Source organism: Bradyrhizobium sp. BR 10261, from assembly GCF_019455395.1.
Classification (GTDB): Bacteria; Pseudomonadota; Alphaproteobacteria; order Rhizobiales; family Xanthobacteraceae; genus Bradyrhizobium; species Bradyrhizobium manausense.
In genome coordinates, this window is record NZ_JACOFQ010000025.1 from 39,818 (window position 1) to 58,892 (window position 19,075).

General features: G+C 62.4%; 19 protein-coding genes and 1 pseudogene. 12 read left to right on the top strand and 8 right to left on the bottom strand.

Annotation, left to right across the window (positions count from 1 at the left end):
* Window positions 1-36: 36 nt before the first annotated feature.
* Together HYH07_RS26145 and HYH07_RS26150 are read right to left on the bottom strand one after the other, a co-directional pair.
* Window positions 37-1,410, bottom strand: a complete 1,374-nt coding sequence (locus tag HYH07_RS26145) for a PleD family two-component system response regulator (protein WP_220005199.1) — start codon at window positions 1,408-1,410, stop codon at window positions 37-39.
* A gap of 12 nt (window positions 1,411-1,422) precedes the next feature.
* A complete protein-coding gene (locus HYH07_RS26150; protein ID WP_008130064.1) occupies window positions 1,423-1,788 on the bottom strand; it encodes a response regulator in 366 nt (121 codons plus the stop codon).
* 264 nt (window positions 1,789-2,052) lie between these two features.
* Between HYH07_RS26150 and HYH07_RS26155 the strand changes: the two genes are divergently transcribed.
* From HYH07_RS26155 to HYH07_RS26175, 5 genes are all read left to right on the top strand, one after another.
* Window positions 2,053-2,364, top strand: a complete 312-nt coding sequence (locus HYH07_RS26155; protein ID WP_220005200.1) for a DUF3572 domain-containing protein — start codon at window positions 2,053-2,055, stop codon at window positions 2,362-2,364.
* On the top strand, window positions 2,361-3,650 hold the full coding sequence (locus HYH07_RS26160; RefSeq protein WP_220005201.1) for a DNA polymerase IV: 1,290 nt from the start codon (window positions 2,361-2,363) through the stop codon (window positions 3,648-3,650). Before HYH07_RS26155 ends, HYH07_RS26160 begins: the two co-directional genes overlap by 4 nt.
* 71 nt (window positions 3,651-3,721) lie before the next feature.
* Window positions 3,722-4,141 carry an ACT domain-containing protein gene (locus tag HYH07_RS26165; RefSeq protein WP_220005202.1) on the top strand — a complete coding sequence of 140 codons (420 nt, stop codon included), beginning with the start codon at window positions 3,722-3,724 and terminating at the stop codon, window positions 4,139-4,141.
* A gap of 167 nt (window positions 4,142-4,308) precedes the next feature.
* Window positions 4,309-5,481 (top strand): MFS transporter, encoded by a 1,173-nt coding sequence (locus tag HYH07_RS26170; RefSeq protein ID WP_220005203.1) that lies wholly within the window; start codon window positions 4,309-4,311, stop codon window positions 5,479-5,481.
* Window positions 5,482-5,519: 38 nt separating this feature from the next.
* The gene (locus HYH07_RS26175) at window positions 5,520-5,900 is read left to right on the top strand and encodes an Ig-like domain-containing protein (RefSeq protein ID WP_220005204.1); all 381 of its coding nucleotides are present in this window, start codon (window positions 5,520-5,522) and stop codon (window positions 5,898-5,900) included.
* Window positions 5,901-5,931: 31 nt separating this feature from the next.
* Here the strand turns inward: HYH07_RS26175 and HYH07_RS26180 are convergent, their stop codons facing one another.
* Window positions 5,932-7,734 (bottom strand): caspase family protein, encoded by a 1,803-nt coding sequence (locus HYH07_RS26180; RefSeq protein ID WP_312016694.1) that lies wholly within the window; start codon window positions 7,732-7,734, stop codon window positions 5,932-5,934.
* Between the two features lie 545 nt (window positions 7,735-8,279).
* Here HYH07_RS26180 and HYH07_RS26185 point away from each other — a divergent pair.
* Window positions 8,280-9,095: a class I SAM-dependent methyltransferase gene (locus HYH07_RS26185; protein WP_220005205.1), complete on the top strand. Its 816-nt coding sequence runs from the start codon at window positions 8,280-8,282 to the stop codon at window positions 9,093-9,095.
* Window positions 9,096-9,580: 485 nt separating this feature from the next.
* The gene (locus HYH07_RS26190) at window positions 9,581-11,167 is read left to right on the top strand and encodes an MASE4 domain-containing protein (protein WP_220005206.1); all 1,587 of its coding nucleotides are present in this window, start codon (window positions 9,581-9,583) and stop codon (window positions 11,165-11,167) included.
* Window positions 11,168-11,194: 27 nt separating this feature from the next.
* Here the strand turns inward: HYH07_RS26190 and HYH07_RS36850 are convergent, their stop codons facing one another.
* From HYH07_RS36850 to HYH07_RS26205, 3 genes are all read right to left on the bottom strand, one after another.
* Entirely contained in the window at window positions 11,195-11,437 is a 243-nt protein-coding gene (locus HYH07_RS36850) for an ABC transporter substrate binding protein (protein ID WP_220005207.1), read from the bottom strand.
* Complete coding sequence (locus HYH07_RS26200; RefSeq protein ID WP_220005276.1) at window positions 11,356-11,619, bottom strand: hypothetical protein; 264 nt, start codon at window positions 11,617-11,619, stop codon at window positions 11,356-11,358. Before HYH07_RS26200 ends, HYH07_RS36850 begins: the two co-directional genes overlap by 82 nt.
* A 90-nt stretch (window positions 11,620-11,709) precedes the next feature.
* On the bottom strand, window positions 11,710-12,018 hold the full coding sequence (locus HYH07_RS26205) for a DUF1330 domain-containing protein (protein WP_220005208.1): 309 nt from the start codon (window positions 12,016-12,018) through the stop codon (window positions 11,710-11,712).
* A 432-nt stretch (window positions 12,019-12,450) separates the two neighbouring features.
* On the opposite strand from HYH07_RS26205, the gene HYH07_RS36745 reads away from it, so the two are divergent.
* The 3 genes and pseudogenes from HYH07_RS36745 to HYH07_RS26220 all read left to right on the top strand — a co-directional run bounded on the left by HYH07_RS36745 (window position 12,451) and on the right by HYH07_RS26220 (window position 15,854).
* Window positions 12,451-13,851, top strand: coding sequence for an invasion associated locus B family protein (locus tag HYH07_RS36745; RefSeq protein WP_220005209.1), 1,401 nt, complete (start codon window positions 12,451-12,453; stop codon window positions 13,849-13,851).
* Between the two features lie 67 nt (window positions 13,852-13,918).
* Window positions 13,919-14,225 (top strand): annotated as a pseudogene (gene opgC / locus HYH07_RS26215) (OpgC domain-containing protein); the annotation flags it as partial.
* A gap of 162 nt (window positions 14,226-14,387) precedes the next feature.
* Entirely contained in the window at window positions 14,388-15,854 is a 1,467-nt protein-coding gene (locus HYH07_RS26220; protein ID WP_228749770.1) for a cytochrome P450, read from the top strand.
* 188 nt (window positions 15,855-16,042) lie between these two features.
* On the opposite strand, the gene HYH07_RS26225 is transcribed toward HYH07_RS26220, so the two are convergent.
* Window positions 16,043-16,444: a RidA family protein gene (locus HYH07_RS26225; protein WP_057751440.1), complete on the bottom strand. Its 402-nt coding sequence runs from the start codon at window positions 16,442-16,444 to the stop codon at window positions 16,043-16,045.
* Window positions 16,445-16,718: 274 nt separating this feature from the next.
* Window positions 16,719-17,564: a cell envelope integrity EipB family protein gene (locus tag HYH07_RS26230; RefSeq protein WP_220005210.1), complete on the bottom strand. Its 846-nt coding sequence runs from the start codon at window positions 17,562-17,564 to the stop codon at window positions 16,719-16,721.
* Between the two features lie 253 nt (window positions 17,565-17,817).
* On the opposite strand from HYH07_RS26230, the gene HYH07_RS26235 reads away from it, so the two are divergent.
* Window positions 17,818-18,285 (top strand): RidA family protein, encoded by a 468-nt coding sequence (locus HYH07_RS26235; RefSeq protein ID WP_220005211.1) that lies wholly within the window; start codon window positions 17,818-17,820, stop codon window positions 18,283-18,285.
* Window positions 18,286-18,290: 5 nt separating this feature from the next.
* Window positions 18,291-19,037 carry a glycerophosphodiester phosphodiesterase gene (locus HYH07_RS26240; RefSeq protein ID WP_220005212.1) on the top strand — a complete coding sequence of 249 codons (747 nt, stop codon included), beginning with the start codon at window positions 18,291-18,293 and terminating at the stop codon, window positions 19,035-19,037.
* The last annotated feature ends 38 nt before the right edge of the window (window positions 19,038-19,075 follow it).

Here is a 19,075-nt window from a genome sequence, read left to right on the forward strand (position 1 = left end):
AGCGGAGGGTGTGGCACCAGCGACGGCACACGACTATCACGCCGCGTGCGACACCACGCGATTGCGTCCATCGTGCTTGGCGCGATAGAGCGCCATGTCGGCGCGCTTGAGGACGTCGGCGACCGCCTCGCCCTTCTGCTCCAGCGTGGTCAGCCCGATCGAGATCGTCACCTCGATGCGCTTGGTGCCCTTGTGGACGGTGAACGGCTCGCCGGCAATCGAGCGGCGCAGGCGCTCGGCGACCATGCCGGCGACGTGCAGATCGGTCTCCGGCATCACGATGACGAACTCCTCGCCGCCGTAGCGGCAGGCCAGATCGATGCCGCGGATCGACTTGCGCACGCGCACCGCGAATTCGCGCAGCACATCGTCGCCGCCGTCATGGCCGAAATTGTCGTTGATCGACTTGAAATAGTCGATGTCCAAAATCATCAGCGCCAGCGGCTTGCCGCGCGTCGCGGCCTGCTCGGCGAGCGTTGCCAGATGGCTCTCCATGTAGCGGCGATTGTGCAGGCCGGTGAGCGCGTCCGTGATCGCCATCTCGATCGAATTCTGCACGTTGTCGCGCAGATGATCGGTGTAGCGGCGGCGGCGAATTTGCGTGCGGGCGCGCGCCAGCAGCTCGGTCTTGTCGAGCGGGCGCAGCAGATAGTCGTTGACGCCGATTTCGAGGCCGCGCAGCAGCCGGGTCGAATTCTCCGCTTCCGCGATCGCCAGGATCGGCACGTGGCGCGTGCGCTCCAGCGAGCGGGCCTGACTGCATAGCCTGAGGCCGTCGAAATTGTTCAGATCGAGCGAGACGATCAGGAGGTCGTAATTGCCCTCAGCCGCATGGAACAGCGCTTCGGTCGGATTGGGCTCGACGTCGACAGTGTGCTCGGCGGCAAGGATCGACGCCAGCCGCTCATAGGACGACTCGCGATCGTCGACCAGCAGGACGCGGCCGCCCTTGCCGGTATCGGCGACAGCGCTGCGCTCGGGCGCCTGCATGCCGATCTCGAGCGAGGTGATGGCGCGCATGCGCAGCTCGTCGGTCATCATCTTCAGCCGCGTCAGCGAGCGCACGCGCGCGATCAACACGACGTCGGAGACGGGTTTTGTCAGGAAATCGTCGGCGCCGGCCTCGAGACCACGATTGCGATCGGCCGGGCTGTCAAGCGCGGTGACCATGACGACGGGAATGTGGTGGGTGGCCGGATCGGTCTTGAGGCGGCGGCAGACCTCGAAGCCGTCCATGTCGGGCATCATCACGTCGAGCAGGATGATGTCGCATTCGGCGCGGCGGGCCAGCGCCAGCGCCTCGGTGCCGTTCGAGGCGGTCATCACGTCGAAATATTCGGCCGACAAACGGGCTTCGAGGAGCTTGACGTTGGCGGGAACGTCATCGACGACAAGGATACGCGCGGACACCGAAACTCACTCCTACCCGATAAAACGCCGGACCGTCTCAATGAATTTGCCGACCGAGATCGGCTTGGACAAATAGGCTTCGCAGCCGCCCTCGCGGATGCGCTCTTCGTCGCCCTTCATCGCGAAGGCCGTGACCGCGACGACGGGAATGGAACGCAGCTCCGGATCGTCCTTGATCCAGCGCGTCACCTCGAGCCCCGAGACCTGCGGCAATTGGATATCCATCAGCACGAGGTCGGGCCGCATCTTGCGCACGAGGTCGAGCGCCTCGTAACCGTTGCTGGTGCCGGAGGTCTGGTAGCCATGCGCCTCCAACAGGTCGCGGAAGAGCTTCATGTTGAGCTCGTTGTCTTCCACGATCAGGACGGTCTTAGCCATCCCGCCCTCCTGTTTGGTCCCGACGACCGATGCATGTAAACGCCTCAGGCGCCGCTTTCCGGCGCTTCGAAAACTGGATTCAAACTAGCCCCAGAGTCGCTTGAGTTTGGTTAAACCGAGGGGCCACTTTCTGCGATGTGGTTTCCAGTTGCTTGTCTGGGGCCGCAAGGCTCCCGCCCAAGCCTCAACATAAAGACTCAGTCTCGAGACTCGGGCATAGTCCAAAGTAGACACCGAAAGTTAACGGAAAGGCAAACCGGGCCCGTGAAAAAGCCTGTTCACAACCCCCGCGAAGTCGCTGAAATCGTTGCGATTCAGGCGCTGTCCTTCGTCGCCGGCGAGCCTGAAAGGCTGGGCCTGTTCCTGGCCGAGACAGGGGTCGGTCCGGAGACGCTCCGGAATGCCGCCTCGGACCCGCATTTCCTGCTCAGCGTGCTCGATTTCGTGCTGCGCGATGACGACACCGTCAAGGCCTTTGCCAAGGCCTCGGAACTGCATCCGACCAACGTTGCCGCGGCGCGGCAGGTGCTGGGCGATGCGCTCGGCGACCGGACCTGGGAGCGCGACGTGCCGTGACCGCCCTGGAGGCGGCCGGGCCCCGCTGTTTCTGCCGGGATTGTCTGGCCGATCAGGATATGGGCGGGCGGCGCTGTTCCGCCTGCGGCTCCCCTCGCCTCGTCCGCCACCGGGCGCTTGCAGGGCTGACCATCGCCCATGTCGATTGCGACGCCTTCTATGCGACGGTCGAGAAGCGCGACAATCCTGACATCGCCGACAAGCCCGTCATCATCGGCGGCGGAAAACGCGGCGTGGTCTCGGCGGCCTGCTACATCGCGCGCACCTATGGCGTCCGCTCGGCGATGCCGATGTTCAAGGCGCTGGAGGCCTGCCCGCATGCGACCGTGATCCCGCCCAACATGACGAAGTACGTCCGCGTCGGCCGCGAGGTGCGGCAGGCCATGCAGGCGCTGACGCCGCTGGTCGAGCCGCTCTCGATCGACGAGGCCTTCCTCGATCTCTCCGGCACCGAGCGGGTGCACGGCATGATCCCGGCAAAGGTGCTGGCGCGCTTTGCCCGCGAGGTCGAGCGCGACGTCGGCATCACCGTCTCGGTCGGCCTGTCCTGCAACAAGTTCCTGGCCAAGATCGCCTCCGATCTCGACAAGCCGCGCGGCTTTGCCGCGCTCGACCAGGAGGAAGCGCGGACGATGCTGGCTTCGCGGCCGGTCGGCTTCATCTTCGGCGTCGGCCCCGCAACGCAAGAACGTCTCATGCAGCGCGGCTTCCGCCTCATAGCCGATCTGCAAAAGGCCGACGAGATCGAGCTGATGCGGCTGTTTCCCAGCGACGGCCGCCGGCTCTGGCGGCTCGCGCGCGGCATCGACGATCGCCGCGTCGAGGCCGATCGCGGCGCCAAGACGATTTCCAGCGAAACGACGTTCGAGACCGACATCCGCGATTTCGCGACGCTGGAGAAGATCCTGTGGCGGCTGTGCGAGAAGACATCATCGCGGCTGAAAAGCAGCGAGCTTGCCGGCTCGACCATCACGCTGAAGCTCAAGACCGCCGATTTCCGCCAACGCACCCGCTCGCAGTCGATCGCGGCCCCGACGCAGCTTGCCGCAAAGATCTTCTCGATCTGCCGCGAGATGCTGGCGAAAGAGATCGACGGCACCGCCTTCCGCCTGATGGGCGCCGGCGTCAGCGCCCTGCGCGACGGCTCCCCCGCCGACGACACCGACATGCTCGACCGCCGCGCCGCGCACGCCGAGCGTGCGGTGGACAGCCTGCGCAAGAAGTTCGGCAATGACGCCGTTATTCGTGGCATCGCCTATGAGGGGCCCGAGAAGGCGCAGGAGTGATGGTACGTCGCCCGCGAAGTCTCATCCCCGGGTCGTCCTGGCTTTCGCCAGGACGACTTTGTGGAAGCACCATGCCAGCCGAACGCGATCTCATCGCGCTATTGAAGAACGTGAAGCCACAGTTGCAGCCGGGCATCTTCGTGTTCTGCACGATCGCGACAAACGAGCCTGTTCCGGCATCACTCAACCCGCTGCTGACGTTCCGCGAGCAGGAAGGAACGACGCTGGTCGTCCCATGTGAGGAGGCCGAAGCGGCAGGACTCAACCCTGCATTCCCCTCGCGCCTCATCACCCTGACAGTCCACTCCGCACTCGACGCCGTCGGATTCCTGGCGGCCATCACCGCGCGTCTCGCTGCAGCCGGCATCAGCGTCAATGCCGTGTCAGCCTTTCATCACGACCACCTCTTCGTGCCTGACGACAGGGCCGATGAAGCAATGGCTCTATTGCGAGACATGAGCGGGCCGGATTCATCCCAGGCTGTGTCATAGGCCGCTGGCCGACTGACCTCTGCTCGCCTCATGCGATTGGAACCGGGGTGACCCGTAGTTTTCGATGTTTGGGCTCAAATTCTTGGGTCAAGCCGAGATCGCGGCTTGCTTCGCGGGAGCTTCGCCGTGACACTGGCCGGATACAATCGTTGGACCGGGGGGGCCACGTGGAATCGAAATGGCGAATTCTGGCGCTGCTTTTCACAGTGCGCTGCGTCATGGGCATGCAGTTCGAAAGCGTCGGAGCGCTCGGCCCGCTGCTTCGAGCGGAGGGCCTCGATTACGCCCGGCTCGGCATCCTGGTCGGCGCCTATCTGGCGCCCAGCGTCCTGGTTGCGCTTCCTGGAGGAATAGTGGTCCAAAGGCTCGGCGAACGAACGACGCTTCTGCTGTGCGCGGCGCTGATGTTCGCCGGCGCCGTCGTCGATCTGTCGAGCGACTGGAACGCGCGCCTGCTGGCCAGAATCGTCGCGGGTACGGGCGCGGTGGTGTTTACCATCGCCGGCACCAAGATGATCGCCGATATGTTCACTGGTCGGCAGTTCGGCCTTGCGATGGCGGCTTTCGCCGGCTCGTGGCCGTGCGGGATAGCGCTGGCGCTGGTCGCGTTGCCGCCGATCGCGGACAAGTTCGGGCTGAACGGCGCCTCGATAGCAATGGCGATCCTGACCCTGATGGCGCTGATCCTATTGGTCGCGCTGCCGAAGCAGGCGCGGCCGGTCGTGCCGTTGTCCGCGGCCTTCCCAGGCGCGGTCGTCACAGCCGCGGTGGTCATTGCAGGCCTCGTCGCCGGCACTGCCAACGCCACTTTCGCCAATGCGTTTGCGTTCGGTCCGCTGCTTCTCACTGAGAGGGGCTATACGGCCGAGATCGCCGCCTCTCACGTCAGCGTCGCGCTGTGGGTCACCATCGCGGCCATTCCGCTCGGCGGCGCGCTTGCGATCCGGCGAGGCCTCGGCATCTGGATCGCCGCCGCGTCCCTGCTGCTCGCCGCGCTCGGGATGGCAGCCATTCCGATGTCCGACCACGACGTTCTCATCTTCGCAGCACTGGGGCTGGTGGCCGGCCTGTCCGGTGCGACCTTCGCCAGCCTGCCGACATGGGCGCTTCCCGTCCAGGCGCGCGCGGTCGGAATGGGAATCTACTTCTCCGCGTTCTACGGGAGCATGCTGGCGTTGCCGCCGATCGCGGGCGTCTTCGCCCACCGCGCCGGCAGCGCGGGCATCGCCTTTGACGTCGCTGCGGTCGCTCTTTTTCTCGCCATGCCGCTGCTCGCGGGCTTCGCCGCGCTGGTTTCCACGCCCCGGTCGGCTCCGGCGATCGAAGAAGGCGCGGCCTAAGGCTTGCGATATTCGAGCGGAAGCCGGGAGGCATCGGTATGTTGTCGAGATTGGGTCCGCTTTGCCTCGGGTCTCTGGTGATTTCCTCGGCCCCGGCGATAGCGGAGTGCACGTCTCCGGGATTCAACCCTGGAAGGGATTTTTGCAACAACTGCCGATATGAGGCGACGCTGACCGTTGGTCAGGATCAAGCTTGCGAACGCCCCTATCGGCCCAACGGTCCCTCCCACGCCAGCATTGTCGGCAATCGCGTGGTCCAAAGAGCAAAGCACGGCATCGCTGGCGTGAACGGGAATGTGTTCGCCTACCAGCCGTCAAAGGGGTACGCGGGACCGGACGATTTCACCGTCGAAGTGAGCTATCGGCAGCGCAACGAGTCAGGGAAGTTTCTCGTGCATTTTTCCGTCGTCGTTCGCTAACTGGAGGCGAGCGGCGCGACAGACCGCGCCTCTATTCGCAGTACTGCTTGCCTCCCAACGTGAAGCACTTTCCGGCCCCGCTGGGACGCGATGGCACATGAGGCGTGACCTGTTGATCCTGACGAGAGATCGCCTTCGACTTTGTCCCCGGCACCGGACGCTTCTCGCAGGCGCCGCTGTTGTTTAGCACATAGCCGTTGCCGCATCCGCTTTGTACGCAACGATCGCCATCCACGCGCTCGCCCTGGGGACAGACCGGCGGGCAGACGCGTCGGGTCTTGCTGCGCACGGCATCCAACGCATCGAGGCTCGCGAGCTTGATATCGAACTTGGTTTGCGCGCTTGTGTTGAACAAGCCGAGTGCCTTCTGGGAGCTCTCGTCCCATTTGCCGTCGGCGCTGCCGCCGTAGCAGCCGACGCGTTTCAGATGCGCTTGCAACAGGCGCGCGATATCAGCCGGATCCATCGCAGGTGCTGATGGCGAGGCCGGCTCGTCCGGAGTCAGCGCGGCGATTTTGCCCGATGGCTGTGGGCTCTCGCGCTGGGCCTGTTCGACCTGCTGGCTGGCTTCCGCGGCCGCTTCAGCCTTCGCCTGCTCGACCTGCTGCCGCGCCGCATCAGCCTGCTGCTGAGCGAGACTGAGCTTCTGCCTCGCTTGATCCAGCTCCTTCTTGGCCTGCTCCGCGATCTGCTGACGCGCTTCGTCGAGCTCGCGCTTGGCCTGATCGGAAAGCTTCTTCTTGGCTTCCGCAGTCTGGCGCGCGCTCTGCTCTTCGAGCTGCCTGAGGAACTCGGCCGTCTTCTGCGCGGCCTGCTCCTCGGCTTGGCGCCGCGCCTGATCAGCCTTGTCCCGGCTCTGCTGGGCTGCGGTGACCTTCGCTTTTTGCTCGCGCGCCAAATTGGCAAGGAAGCCCGAGGAATGTTTGGCGAGGAAGGACTCCCAGGCCTGCACGGTGCCGACCTGCGCGGCGAGCTCGTAGTCGATCCGCGCTTCGGCGTCGGGATCGACGGGCTTTGGCACCAGCGACATCGTATCGCCCCCGAACGATCCATAGACGAAGGGTTCCTGCCGGTTGCCTGTCGCACTCAGCACATCGTCGCGGACGCGGCCGAAGGCGATGCGGAGATCAAGCCCGGGCTCGGTAATGTGCTTGACCAGCGCCAGCGCGAACGGGCTGTTCTGCCCGTCCCCGTCACTGGCGAGCGCGCCGGCTTTTGCGGCAAAGGCCACGAGCGTGTCCGACATCGGCGGCTCGATCTTGGCTAGGCCCCGGCCGATCGCACGGCTGGCGATCGTCCGCTTCATGGTCGTGGCGAAGGGATTGTCGCGGCATGCGTCCAGAATCACGAGCTTGAGGCGCTTGGCCGGGTCGAGCGCGCGCAGCAGGCGGTCGAGGGAGATCGTCTCATCCTCGATGTCGAAATCGCTGGTGAGCTTGGCGTCGACCGGGATCAGGTAGTTGATTCCGTCGACCTCGATGCCATGGCCGGCGTAATAGACCACAGCGATGTCGGCCTGCCGCGCGCTTTCCGAGAACTCGCGAATGGCGCGGCGAAGGTCGGCGATGCCGAGGTCCCGCTTGCTCTCGATCAGGTCAAATCCTGCCTTGCGCAACAGCGCCGCGATCGCTTCGGCGTCGCGTGCGGGATTGGTCAGCCGCGGCACCTGCCGGTATTCGGCCATGCCGATCACCAAAGCGATGCGCTTTTCCGCCATGGCCTGGCCGGCAACGAGGCTGAACAGCAATGCCAGGACACTGAGAAATAGCGATCGCACCGTCGTCCCACCCGATACCGCAATGCACTCGAGCCCGGGAGCCAACAGCTCTGCCACCGAGTGGGTCCCGGCGCATCGATGTCGTCGGATCCCTTGCGGCGGATCATCACCCTGGCTCCGATAGTCCTCATGAACCATAGCGATAAGCGATCAGCTCGCCAAGATTCGCCGTGATCTTGGTCGCTCAAATTGGACGCCGACCGGACGTCAGGGTGTTCGAAGCCCATGTCCGCTACGGGCCCAAGAACGGACAAGAACGGACATTGTAGCCCCGCAAGCGAAGGCAGCTTATTCGATCATCGCGTCCTTAAGTGGTTTGCCGATGCCGCGCGGCAGTGGAGCGATCTGCTCCGCTCTGCGGGAAAAACTCCTCAACGGCGCTTGGAATTTGAACCCTTAAAGCAATTTGCGAGACCAACAGTGGACCGCCGCAACTCGCTCGAGCCGCGCTTATCCATGGCGTGTCTGCAGTCAGGCCCCGGCGGCTCCATTTTCTGGTTCTGTCGTCACGTTGCGAAGGTCGGCGGCGCATTCGCAACGACGTGCAGTGGCGGTTCCGATGACGACGACCCTGTGGGGCCTACTTGAGCTGGAGAACAATAATGAGCACGAATCCTAACAAGGCACTCTGGGAAAAGGGAGACTTCACCAGGCTCGCGTCCACCATGCGGGAGAGTGGCGACGCACTTGCAAGGTCGCTCGGTCCCGCCAAGGGCATCAAGGTTCTTGACCTTGGATGCGGTGACGGGACGACGGCTATCCCCCAGGCTCAGCTCGGTGCGGACGTGACCGGTGTGGATATTGCCAGCAACCTCGTGCAAGCCGGAAACAAACGCGCGCAGGAGATGGGTCTTTCCAACTGCCGCTTCCAGGAAGGTGATGCCTCCCACCTTGATGACCTCGCCAACCAAAGCTTCGATCGAGTAGTAAGCATTTTCGGCGCAATGTTCGCCCCACGACCGTTTGATGTCGCCAAGGAAATGGTGCGTGTTACCCGCCCGGGCGGGCAAATCATCATGGGAAACTGGATTCCGGGCGATCCGACCCTCGTTGCACAAATATTGAAGATTGCCGCGTCATATACTCCGCCTCCTCCGGAAGGCTTTGTCAGCCCCATGACTTGGGGGGTCGAGAGCAACGTTATCGAGAGATTTGGAGCCGCCGGCATCCCAAAGGAAAACATTTCCTTCGTCCGGGATACTTACACGTTCAACTTCCCGGGCACACCCGCACAGTTCGTCAATGTGTTCCGGGACTATTACGGACCCACGATGAACGCGTTCGAAGCGGCGGACAAGAACGGACGCAGGGCGGATCTGCAAAAGGAAATGGAGAGCCTTTTCACTGCTCAGAACAGAAGCAAGGAGGCCACGTCTATTCCTGCAACTTTCCTGCGCGTCGGAGTGAGAGTTGCCTGAGTTGGGAATTTAGCAGCCTCACCGGAGCCGATTGCTCGCCGTGCTCGCGGATGAAGCCGCGCAACAGCATCCGCAAGGTCTCGCGCGCGCTGTTTCCAGTCGGGGGTCTCGCGAACCCGGAAACTGACGCGACGGAGATAGACAACCGCCAGAGGGCGCCCGCCATGACCTGATCCGAGGCCTATTGTCGGGATCGAAGTCGAACTCGTACCAGAACCGGTCACTGGCGCGCACCATTGAGAGCGGACACGCAAGAGGCAACTGCGTTCTGCATTGAGGAACGTGGTTGTTGGGGCGTTGAAGCGAGCCCGCAGTCGAGAGTAAACCGGAAACGCCCGGTCGTCAGTCAAAAGGGGCGCCATTGACGCCTAGCGGACCTCAGGCGATGTCGATCGACTTCTTCGGATAGTAATCTGAAAGCTAGGCCAGCGATCTGGATTGTTTCGGCACAAAATCCTATCGTCCACGCTAACGAGAGGCACCGCGTGGAAAACAAGGCCATCTCCCGCGAGCATTCCATTCTGGCGGTCGCGGACCTGCCCGCGACGCCGCAGCAACGTCGTGTGGTCCTCATCCTCGCCGTCGTGCAACTGGTTGCTTTTGTCGTCGTCGCGCCGCTCGCGGAAATACCGTTGAGGCCGTTTCCGGCGTTCATTCCTTCAGTGCAAGCGGTCATGTTCGCCAATGATCTCATCACCGCTGTGCTGTTATTCGCCCAGTATTCGATCACACGATCAACTGCCCTTTTGATATTGGCCAGCGGTTACGTCTTTACGGCGTTGATCGTCATTCCCCAGGCGCTCACATTTCCGGGCGCCTTTGCGACGGACGGCCTCTTGGGCGCGGGCCCACAGAGCTCAACCTGGCTCTACATCTTCTGGCACATCGGCTCGCCGGCTTTCATGGCGGCCTATGGTTGGATCAAGGACCGGGATCGCCCTCGCGCGAAGGAACATGGTTCGGCGGTGCCCGCGATTGGTTGGTGCGTGGCGCTCGTCTGCATTCTTGTGTGTGCCCTCACTTGGGTTACCACCGCGGGAGAGCAATTTTTGCCGGCCATCTTTGCCCCAGATCGCATCCACATGATCCCCGTGCGGGCCGCTATTGCTTCCGCTGCGGAGCTATCGGTCACTGTCGCCGCAATTGCAGTCCTCTGGATGCGCCGACGCTCGATCCTCGATTACTGGCTGATCCTGGTTCTGGGTGGGATGGTGCCCGACAAGATACTTCCGATCTTCTTCAGCATTTCGCGCTGGTCTCTTGGCTATTACGCGGGCCGGACGTTCCTGCTCGCGACCTCGGTTTACATTCTGGTGCGCCTGCTTGGCGAAACGACCAGGCTTTACGATCGATTGGCCCGCGCAAACATGCAGCTCCTGCGGCAGCAGGAAAACAAGCTCATGACCTTGCAAGCGGCATTGGCTTCAATTTCGCATGAGATCAAGCAGCCGCTCAGCTCCGCCCGGCTCAACGCGGAGGCGGCACAAGCAATGCTTCAAGTCGCCAAACCTGATCTCGAAGAGGTTCGACCAGCGTTGAATGACATGGTCGTCGACGTCGAGCGGGCGAATGAAATTCTGAACAATGTACGTCAGCTCTTTGGGAGAGCTGGCGCGGAGAAGAGTCCGATCGATCTAAACGCTGCCGGGCGTGCTGTATTGCAGCTCCTCCACGAGGATCTTGGTCACATCCAAACAACCATTGAATTGGACGGGGAATTGCCACGGATCATGGCTAACCGCGTTCAACTCGAGGAAGTCATCGCCAATCTGATTCGCAACGCGATACAGGCTATGGAAGCGGTCGAGCCCACTTATCGGACATTGAGATTGAAAACCAAATCGGATGGCAACGGAAACGCCGTTTTGGAGATAGCCGATACGGGACCCGGAATTGATCCAGAACGGTTGGAGCAGATATTTGAGGCGTTCGTCACGACCAAGGTGAATGGCACAGGATTGGGACTCGCTATCTGCCGCTCAATAGTCGAAAATCATAAGGGCACTCTAACTGCATCGTCGGACGGCAAGCGCGGAGCATCATTCCGAGTGATTTTACCAGTCGTAAATTAGGTCTCGGTAGACATCCGCAGAGCATGCCTACGAAATTTCCATTCTGTAACGCCGGCCTCTGGGCCATTGTGTCATTTCTTTGTGCGGCTGAATTCCAGCTGCGACCGGATCAGCACTCGTAGCGACAATCGGAATGGTAGGCGTTAATTGTTTAAGTCGCAGCGCAAGTGGGCTGCCAAGACAGATGATCAGGTCGGGATGGTTTTCGACAGCGGCTCGGGCCACGTCTCCATAGCGGTCGAGTTGACCCAGGGCCGAATACCGCTCCACGGGGAGCTTTTGGCCTTCATATAGTCAAGCTTATTCAGTTCATAAAAGTACGCCTTGTAGGCGCGACGACCCGCGATGGTCAGTCCCTCTGGCCCTTCGGTGGGGTGCACGATTGCGATGCGCGCGAGCAAATCCAGTCCGTTCCGCCCGGCTAAGCCGACCTCAATGAGCGGTGTCGTCACGTCGCTGATGGACCGAAGGAGACATTCGGCGGTGCGAACGACCTACGAGGCAAAGTTCAAACTGCGTGGTGCGCGCCGCCAAAGCGGGGCTCAATCGGTGGGCTGCAGGCCGTCGTAGCCTTCGATCACGATGATATCGATGTCCACGGCGCCCGCGCGCAGTGCCCTCGCCTTGGTGTATTCAGGTGAGCGGTAGCAGGCGAGCGCGGTTTCGTAGTCCTTGAACTCGATCACGATGTTGCGGTCGCGCGCCTTGCCCTCCACCGCCTCGAAGGTGCCGCCGCGTACCAGGAATTTCGCGTGGTATTTGCGGAGCACCGCCGCGAGGGCGGGACCGTAGGCTTTGGTGTATTCGGATTTGATCACATCGATGCGCCCGATCCAATACCCGTTCGGCATGTTGTCCTCCTCATCTTTGCATTCTCAAATCAAGAGGGGCCGCTGCGGGTTAAATTGCTCTGCGGTGCATGGTTCCGTCGGGTTGACGACACCGTTGGGCTTGAGGTTAGTGGCGCCGCGGGGCCAGGCTAATCGAGCGTCGAGGTCCGTTCAGGGGCAATCGCGTCGGTTTAGTCCTGCCGCGATGCCTTCTGATGAGCCGACATCTTCAGTGCTCATCGTTAGGTCTCAAACGGGCCACAAGCAGTCCGTCAACACGACACAGCGGTCCGCCGTTTGCGACCTTGGCGCTGCTGGACCTTGAGGCTTGATCTGAATCAACAAATTCGCATCTCGCCTACCTAGGCTTTCGGGTACCCCTCGGAGCGGCGGATTTCCGATGCCTTTGCTTCTGATCTCCACTTGCGGCAAACCTTGCCACGGAGCAGGAAGATGCTGAAGCGCCTTCTCTTCCCTCTGATCTTGCTGGCTTGTCTGCCGCCTCTCCATTCTCCGGCCGCTGCAGACGACGTTGCTGCACCGCCAAGAATTCAAGAGGAAATCTGGGCGCTACCCTTTGCACTACCCGTGCTTGCCTTCGTCGTGAAGCCGGTCGGCGACGGCCCATTTCCGCTCGTGATCATGAACCACGGGATTGCGCTGGGCCTCCAGGAACGAACGATGTTCCCGACCATCGAATACCGCGCAGCCGCGCAATGGTTCGCGAAGCGCGGCTATTTCGTCATCTCCCCGCTACGATATGGCGCCAGCAGTCTCGATGATAAAGATCAGGGGCTCTACGGGTCCGTGTTTGCGCATATCGGCAGCTGCGACAATCCGAACTTTCGTGGTCCCGGCCTCGCGATTGCCACTCTGAATGAGTGGGTCATCGACTACATGAGCAAGAAGAAGAACATTCAGCCGGGCAAGGTCGTCGTTGTGGGCCAGTCGGGCGGCGGCTGGGGGTCGATCGCCCTTGCGAGCCTCAACCCCCCATCAGTTCAGGCCATCGTCACGTTCGCAGCGGGACGTGGAGGCAGAGTGGACGGCAAGCCCAACAACAATTGCGGGCCGGACAAGCTCGTCGCTGCCACCGGCGAGTTCGGTCGGACTGCGCGCGTGCCGATGCTGTGGATATACACAAAGAACGATACTTATTTTGGGCCGGAGCTGACGAAGCGGATGCATGACGCATTCTTGGCAGCGGGAGGAAGCGCGGACTATCGCATGCTGCCGGCATTTGGAAGCGACGGTCATTTCATGATCGATTCCCCTGACGCGGTGCCGATCTGGTCTCCGCTTGTCAGCGACTTCCTTGATAAAAATTCTGTAACCGGCAATGCACAACAGCAAGCGAGCGCTCCTTCCACGGTTGGGTTTCGGGTCAACCCTCCGCGAGTGCGCGTTCCAGAAAAGATACAGTACTCGGAGTGGCAAAAGCTTTGCTTCGAATCGTCCGACGGGTCGACGATCTGCCGGACGACATCTACCGGAAGCGACGATCTCGATCAGGTTGTGACTCGGGTCGACCTGATCCAGCGCGCTGACGGGCCGGCCCGCTTGCAGTTGTTCGTACCACAAGGAGCCGACCTGCAGCGTGGAGCCGAGGTCACGATCGACCAGGGGCAGCCAACCCAGATCCCGTTCAATTGGTGCCTTACCAACATCTGCATCGCGGCGGCGCCGGTGGATGCGCGTCTCATAGCGGAACTGGAGTCCGGCAAAACACTGAAGCTTGGCCTTACTGATTTGAACTCCAGGTCGGTCGTGCTGACACTGGCGCTCGATCGATTTGCCGCTGTGCGCAAGGGTGGCCCAGCAACAACCTTCGACTTCGGCCTGGATGAGGAGTGATGCCTTTCTTTGCGGAGCAAGGCGCCGATCTTGAACTCGCCAGGTGGAACCACACCCGCGAGCAATCATGAAAATTGCAGCCATGTTTTCGGAAGGGCGAGATCTGCGTCTTGATCTGCTGCGCGGCGTCGCAAACTGGGCAATCTTTCTCAACCACATGCCGAACAACGTCGTGAACTGGACCAACACGCAACTACGGTTTTAGCGACGGCGCCGATTTGTTCGTGTTCATATCGGGATACACGGCGGCTCTGGTTTTCGGCCGCATGATGCGAGACCACGGCTTTCTTATCGGCGCGACTCGCCTCTGGCGGCGCGTCTGGCAACTCTATCTCGCGCATGTCATGGTGTTCGTGATCTACGTCGCAATGGTTAGGCTGGGTGGGAGACTGGCGTCTGATCTTCATCGTTCCGAAGGTCGAAGTCGGAGCGCATCATCCTTGCGCGATGGCTCCGGATGCAGCGTAGGCTTTTCGTCAGCGCGGAAAAGCTTACGCGGTTGATCCGTGGGGCTGCGACAAGTAGAAGGTGAAGGGTTGGAACCTTTTGCCGGTTTTTCCCGTTTTCGGACATTCTGGTTCAGTCATTCGCCGCCCATGTTGCATCGCAACGAACCCTGCCCCCCGGCGCCGGTTCCTCCACAGGGCCGGCTGGGCCTTGTCGACATCCTGATCCGGCTGAGGCGCAATCCGCTGGAATGCTGGAGCGAAGACTTCTTCCGCGATCCGATTTGCAAGCTTCGCCTTCCTTTCCTTGACGCGTTCCTGGTTCACGAGCCGCAGGCCATCAAGCGCGTGCTGATGGACAATGCGAAGAATTATCCGAAAGACGCCATCCAGCGCCGGATTCTCTCCTCGGGCCTCGCCGACGGACTGCTCAGCGTCGAGGGCGAACGGTGGGAGATCCAGCGCAGAGCGCTCGCCCCGTTGTTCGCGCGGCGGACGGTGAATTCGTTCACGAGAGCGATGCTGACGGCAGCAGACGAGTTGGTGGTGAAATGGTCGAAGCTGGGAGCAACCACGATAGACGTTGCTGCGGAGATGACCCTGATCACTCTGAGGGTGCTCACGCTGACGATCTTCTCCGACGGAATCGGCGGCGACCTCGGCGAATTCAGCTCGGCGATGACCGCTTACTTCGACGTGGTCGGCCGCATCGGGGCGCTCGATCTGCTCGGGGTGCCCACCTTCGTGCCGCGTCCCGGCCACGGGCGCCTGCGGCGCACGATGGCCTATTTCGAGGGGATCATCGACAGGATCGTTCAGATGAGGCACGAACGGCTTGCCCGGGACGACGCCCCCGACGATCTTTTGACGCTCTTGCTGAAGGCGCTCGATCCGTCGACAGGCCAGCGGCTGGATTCGACGGAGATCCGCTCGAACATCCTGACGTTTCTTTCAGCCGGTCACGAGACCACGGCAAATACGCTCACCTGGTCTTTCTTTCTGCTTTCACAATCGCCTGAGTGGCGCGCGCGCGTCCGCGAAGAGGCCGAGCGCGAGCTCTCTTCGCCTGATGGCCTGGCCGACCGGCTTGTCGTAGCCAGAGCGGTCGTGGAGGAGGCGCTTCGCCTGTACCCGCCGATCGCAGCGCTGAGCCGTTCTGCCCTCGAGAGCGACCTGCTGGGCGACGTCGAAGTCGGGCGGCGCTCGCTGATCGTGATCGCGCCTTACGTGCTGCACCGGCACAGGGCCATATGGGACCGGCCCAATGTTTTCGACCCGTCGCGCTTCCTGCCGGACGCGCGGTCCACCATTGCGCGGTTCACCTATCTGCCGTTCGGCATCGGCCCGCGGACATGCATCGGTTCTTCTTTCGCGCTGCAGGAAGCCACCATCATCCTGGCCGTCCTGATCCGGAACTTCGATATGCGCCTGTCTGCGGACGCCGACGTCTGGCCGGTTCAGCGGATCACGCTTCGAACGGCCAAAGGCCTGCCCATGCGGATCAGCCGCCGTGAAAGCGTATGCGATGCTGCGGCAGGTCGTTCCGCTGGCCCTTGAAGAACGGGTGCCGCTCGCCTGCCTCGATCGGCCGCTGCCGCGCAACGATGGCTATGATGGCACAGTACTCCTGTTTTGCCCGACGGGTCAAAGTAAATTCTAGAAAAACGAAATGACGCGCCGTTCCGAGACGGCGCTTCTACTGTGCATGGGGTTGTTTTCAAGTTTTGCGGAAGCGGCTTGCGGTCTCAATCCGCCACCGCGATCGCCTCGATCTCGATCAGCCATTCCGGCGCGGCCAGCGCGGAGACGCCGACGAGTGTACTGGCCGGCGGCTCCATGCCTTCGAAGAAGGCCGAGCGGGCCTTGCCGATGATCGGGCGCAGCTCCGGCTTGTAGCCGACGACGAAGGTCGTGATCTTGACGATGTTGGCGTAGGTGGCGCCGGCTGCCTTCAAGGCGTGGCCGAGATTCTGCATCACCTGCGTGGTCTGCGCGGCGATGTCGCCCTCGCCGACGATCCGCCCCTCTTCGTCCACCGACACCTGGCCGGAGATGTAGATCGTTCGCGCCCCGGAGGCGGTGACGACGTGGGAATAAGCGGGATTGTGGTGCAGGCCGCTGGGCCGGAGATGATCGAGCTTGGGCAACGCTTCCTCCCGACGTTTATGGTTGGGTGGAGCGTAGCTGGAGTGTATGACGAGAGCTAGAGGCAACGCGACACTGATACACTGTCATCCTGAGGCGCGAGCCGCGCGGTGCGAGGCGCCGCGCGGGGAGCCTCGAAGGATGCACGGCCCCGCTGCCGCTACACGGAGACCGTCGGGCCGTCGCACTTCGAGGGCCGCTGAAGAAGCAGCCACCTCAGGGTGACGGTCATGGCGTGTGTCGAGTGCGCGTATGCTGCAGCTCCAGCACAGGCGCTCAATTACAAGGCTTGCTGTCCTTGACGTCGAGCTTGCCCATCGCGCCGGAGATCACAAAATCGTTGTAGTCGAGCACGAGCTGGCGGGAGACGCCGTTTTCGTAGAGCTCGAACGACATCGCGTAAACAGGCGTCTGCTCGCCTTCCTTCTGCTGGGCTTCGCGATCGAAATAGCTGACGGTCACCGGCCAGCGCGTCAGCGATTTCATGTGCTCGTCAGATGTCGACGGATCAGGCGAGCCAGTGCGGTCGGCGGGGATCGGCTGACCGATCACGGTCAGCGTGTTGTAGACCTTCTGGCCATCGTCGGAGCCGTCATAGACCGAGAGCTCCAGCAGCGACTTGCCGTCCTTGGCGGCGGCGATGATGCGCTGGATCTGCTCGGTCGGGAACACGATCTTGCCGTCCAGGGTGAAGCTCTTCGGCGCCGGCAGTTTCAGCTTGACGTTGATGTGGTCGCCGTCGCGCTCCGCCGAGCCGTCGACGAGGCCGGCCTCGGCCTCGTTCATCCGCGTCTCGATCTTGAAGCGATAGCTTTTCCCGGCGGCATCCTCCCAGGAATTGGAGCGGAGGTCGCTCAGCGTGATCTTGCCCTCGCCGCTGTCGAGCTCGGAGACCTGGCGGAATTCGGACGTGTAGCCCTCACAAGCGCTTCCGGCGAAATTGTAGAGGATGCGGCCGCGCGCGCTGTTGATCGAATTGGAGCGCGATTTGACCAGGCTGAGATCATAGAGCGCCTGGTGCGCGAGGAACGGACCGTTCGCGGCATGCGCGCCGCTGCCGGCGCCGAGAGTGGCCACCGCGAGCGCCATCACACCGAGTGAAGTCCGGAAAAGGTGCACCATATCTATTCCCTGGGGACGCGCAGATTCGACACAATAATGACCGTTCCATTGCGTCGCAACTACGGCGGTTTCACTTAAAGTTGCGCCCCTCCGTCGAACCTTCTGATCTGCCTCAGGAAAATGCAGAGCGCGCCGGCCTCTCGCGGACCAATACGCTTGCTTGCATGTGGCGGCACGATGGGCGAAACAGGGCCGCCCGGGCAGTTCCAGACGCACCGGGTTGGGACGAGTTTTCAGACATCGAGGTCGAGACATGGCAGGCACGGTCGAGCAGAAGCTGGCGGAACAGGGCATCAAGCTGCACGAGGCCCCCTCTCCCGTGGCCAATTACGTCCCGTTCGTACGGACCGGCAATTTGCTGTTCGTCTCCGGCCAGGTCTGCTTCGATCCATCAGGCAAGCTGATCGCCAAGGGCAAGCTCGGCGCCGGCGTCTCGATCGAGGACGGCGCCGCAGCCGCGCGCGGCTGCGCCGTTAATCTGCTCGCGCAGGTCAAGGCCGCACTCGGTGACCTCGACAAGGTCACGCGCGTGGTGCGCCTTGGCGGCTTCATCAACTCGGCGCCGGACTTCCTGGACGGGCCGAAGGTGCTGAACGGCGCCTCCGACCTGATGGTCGCCGCGTTCGGTGACAAGGGCCGCCACGCCCGCACCACCGTCGGCGTCGCCTCGCTGCCCGCGGATGCGGCGGTCGAGGTCGAAGGCGTGTTCGAGGTCGCCTGACGTTCATGCGTGCTCCGGATTGGCTGACAGCGCGGCCGGTCGCCCATCGCGGCCTGCATGACATCTCCCGTGGCATCGTCGAGAACATGCCGGGCGCGGTACAGGCCGCGATCGCAGGCAATTTTGCCATCGAGGTCGATATCCAGCTCTCCGCTGACGGCGAGGCCATGGTGCATCACGACCATGCGCTCGGCCGCCTCACCGACGCCAGCGGCCCTGTGGTCGCGAAGACCGCCGCCGAGCTGAAGGCCATCACGTTCAAGAATACGACCGAGCGGATGATGTCGCTCACTGACCTCTGCGCCATGGTCGACGGCCGCGTGCCGCTGGTGATCGAGGTGAAGAGCCATTTTGACGGTGACCGCAAGCTGGTGAAACGGATGGCCGAGGTGCTGGCGTCCTATCAGGGCCATGCGGTCGGCATGTCCTTCGACCCCGACCAGGTGCTGGCGCTACGCGAGCTGCTGCCCTCCCGCCCGCGCGGCATCGTCGCGCAGCGGAGCTATGAGGACGAGTACTGGGCGTACCTGACCCGGGAACAGCGCGACACCATGCTGTACCTGCGTCACGGCTTTCAGACCCGGCCGCATTTCGTCGCTTTCAGGGTCGACGACCTGCCCGCGCCCGCCCCCTGGATCGCCCGGAATATCTTCGGCTGCGCCCTGCTCGGCTGGACCACCCGCACATCAGAGCAGCGGACGCGGGTCGCGCAATATGCCGACCAGATGATCTTTGAGGGCTTCGTCCCGTAAGCTTGATGGTGCCAACCCTTGAAGTCGCTGCTGCAATG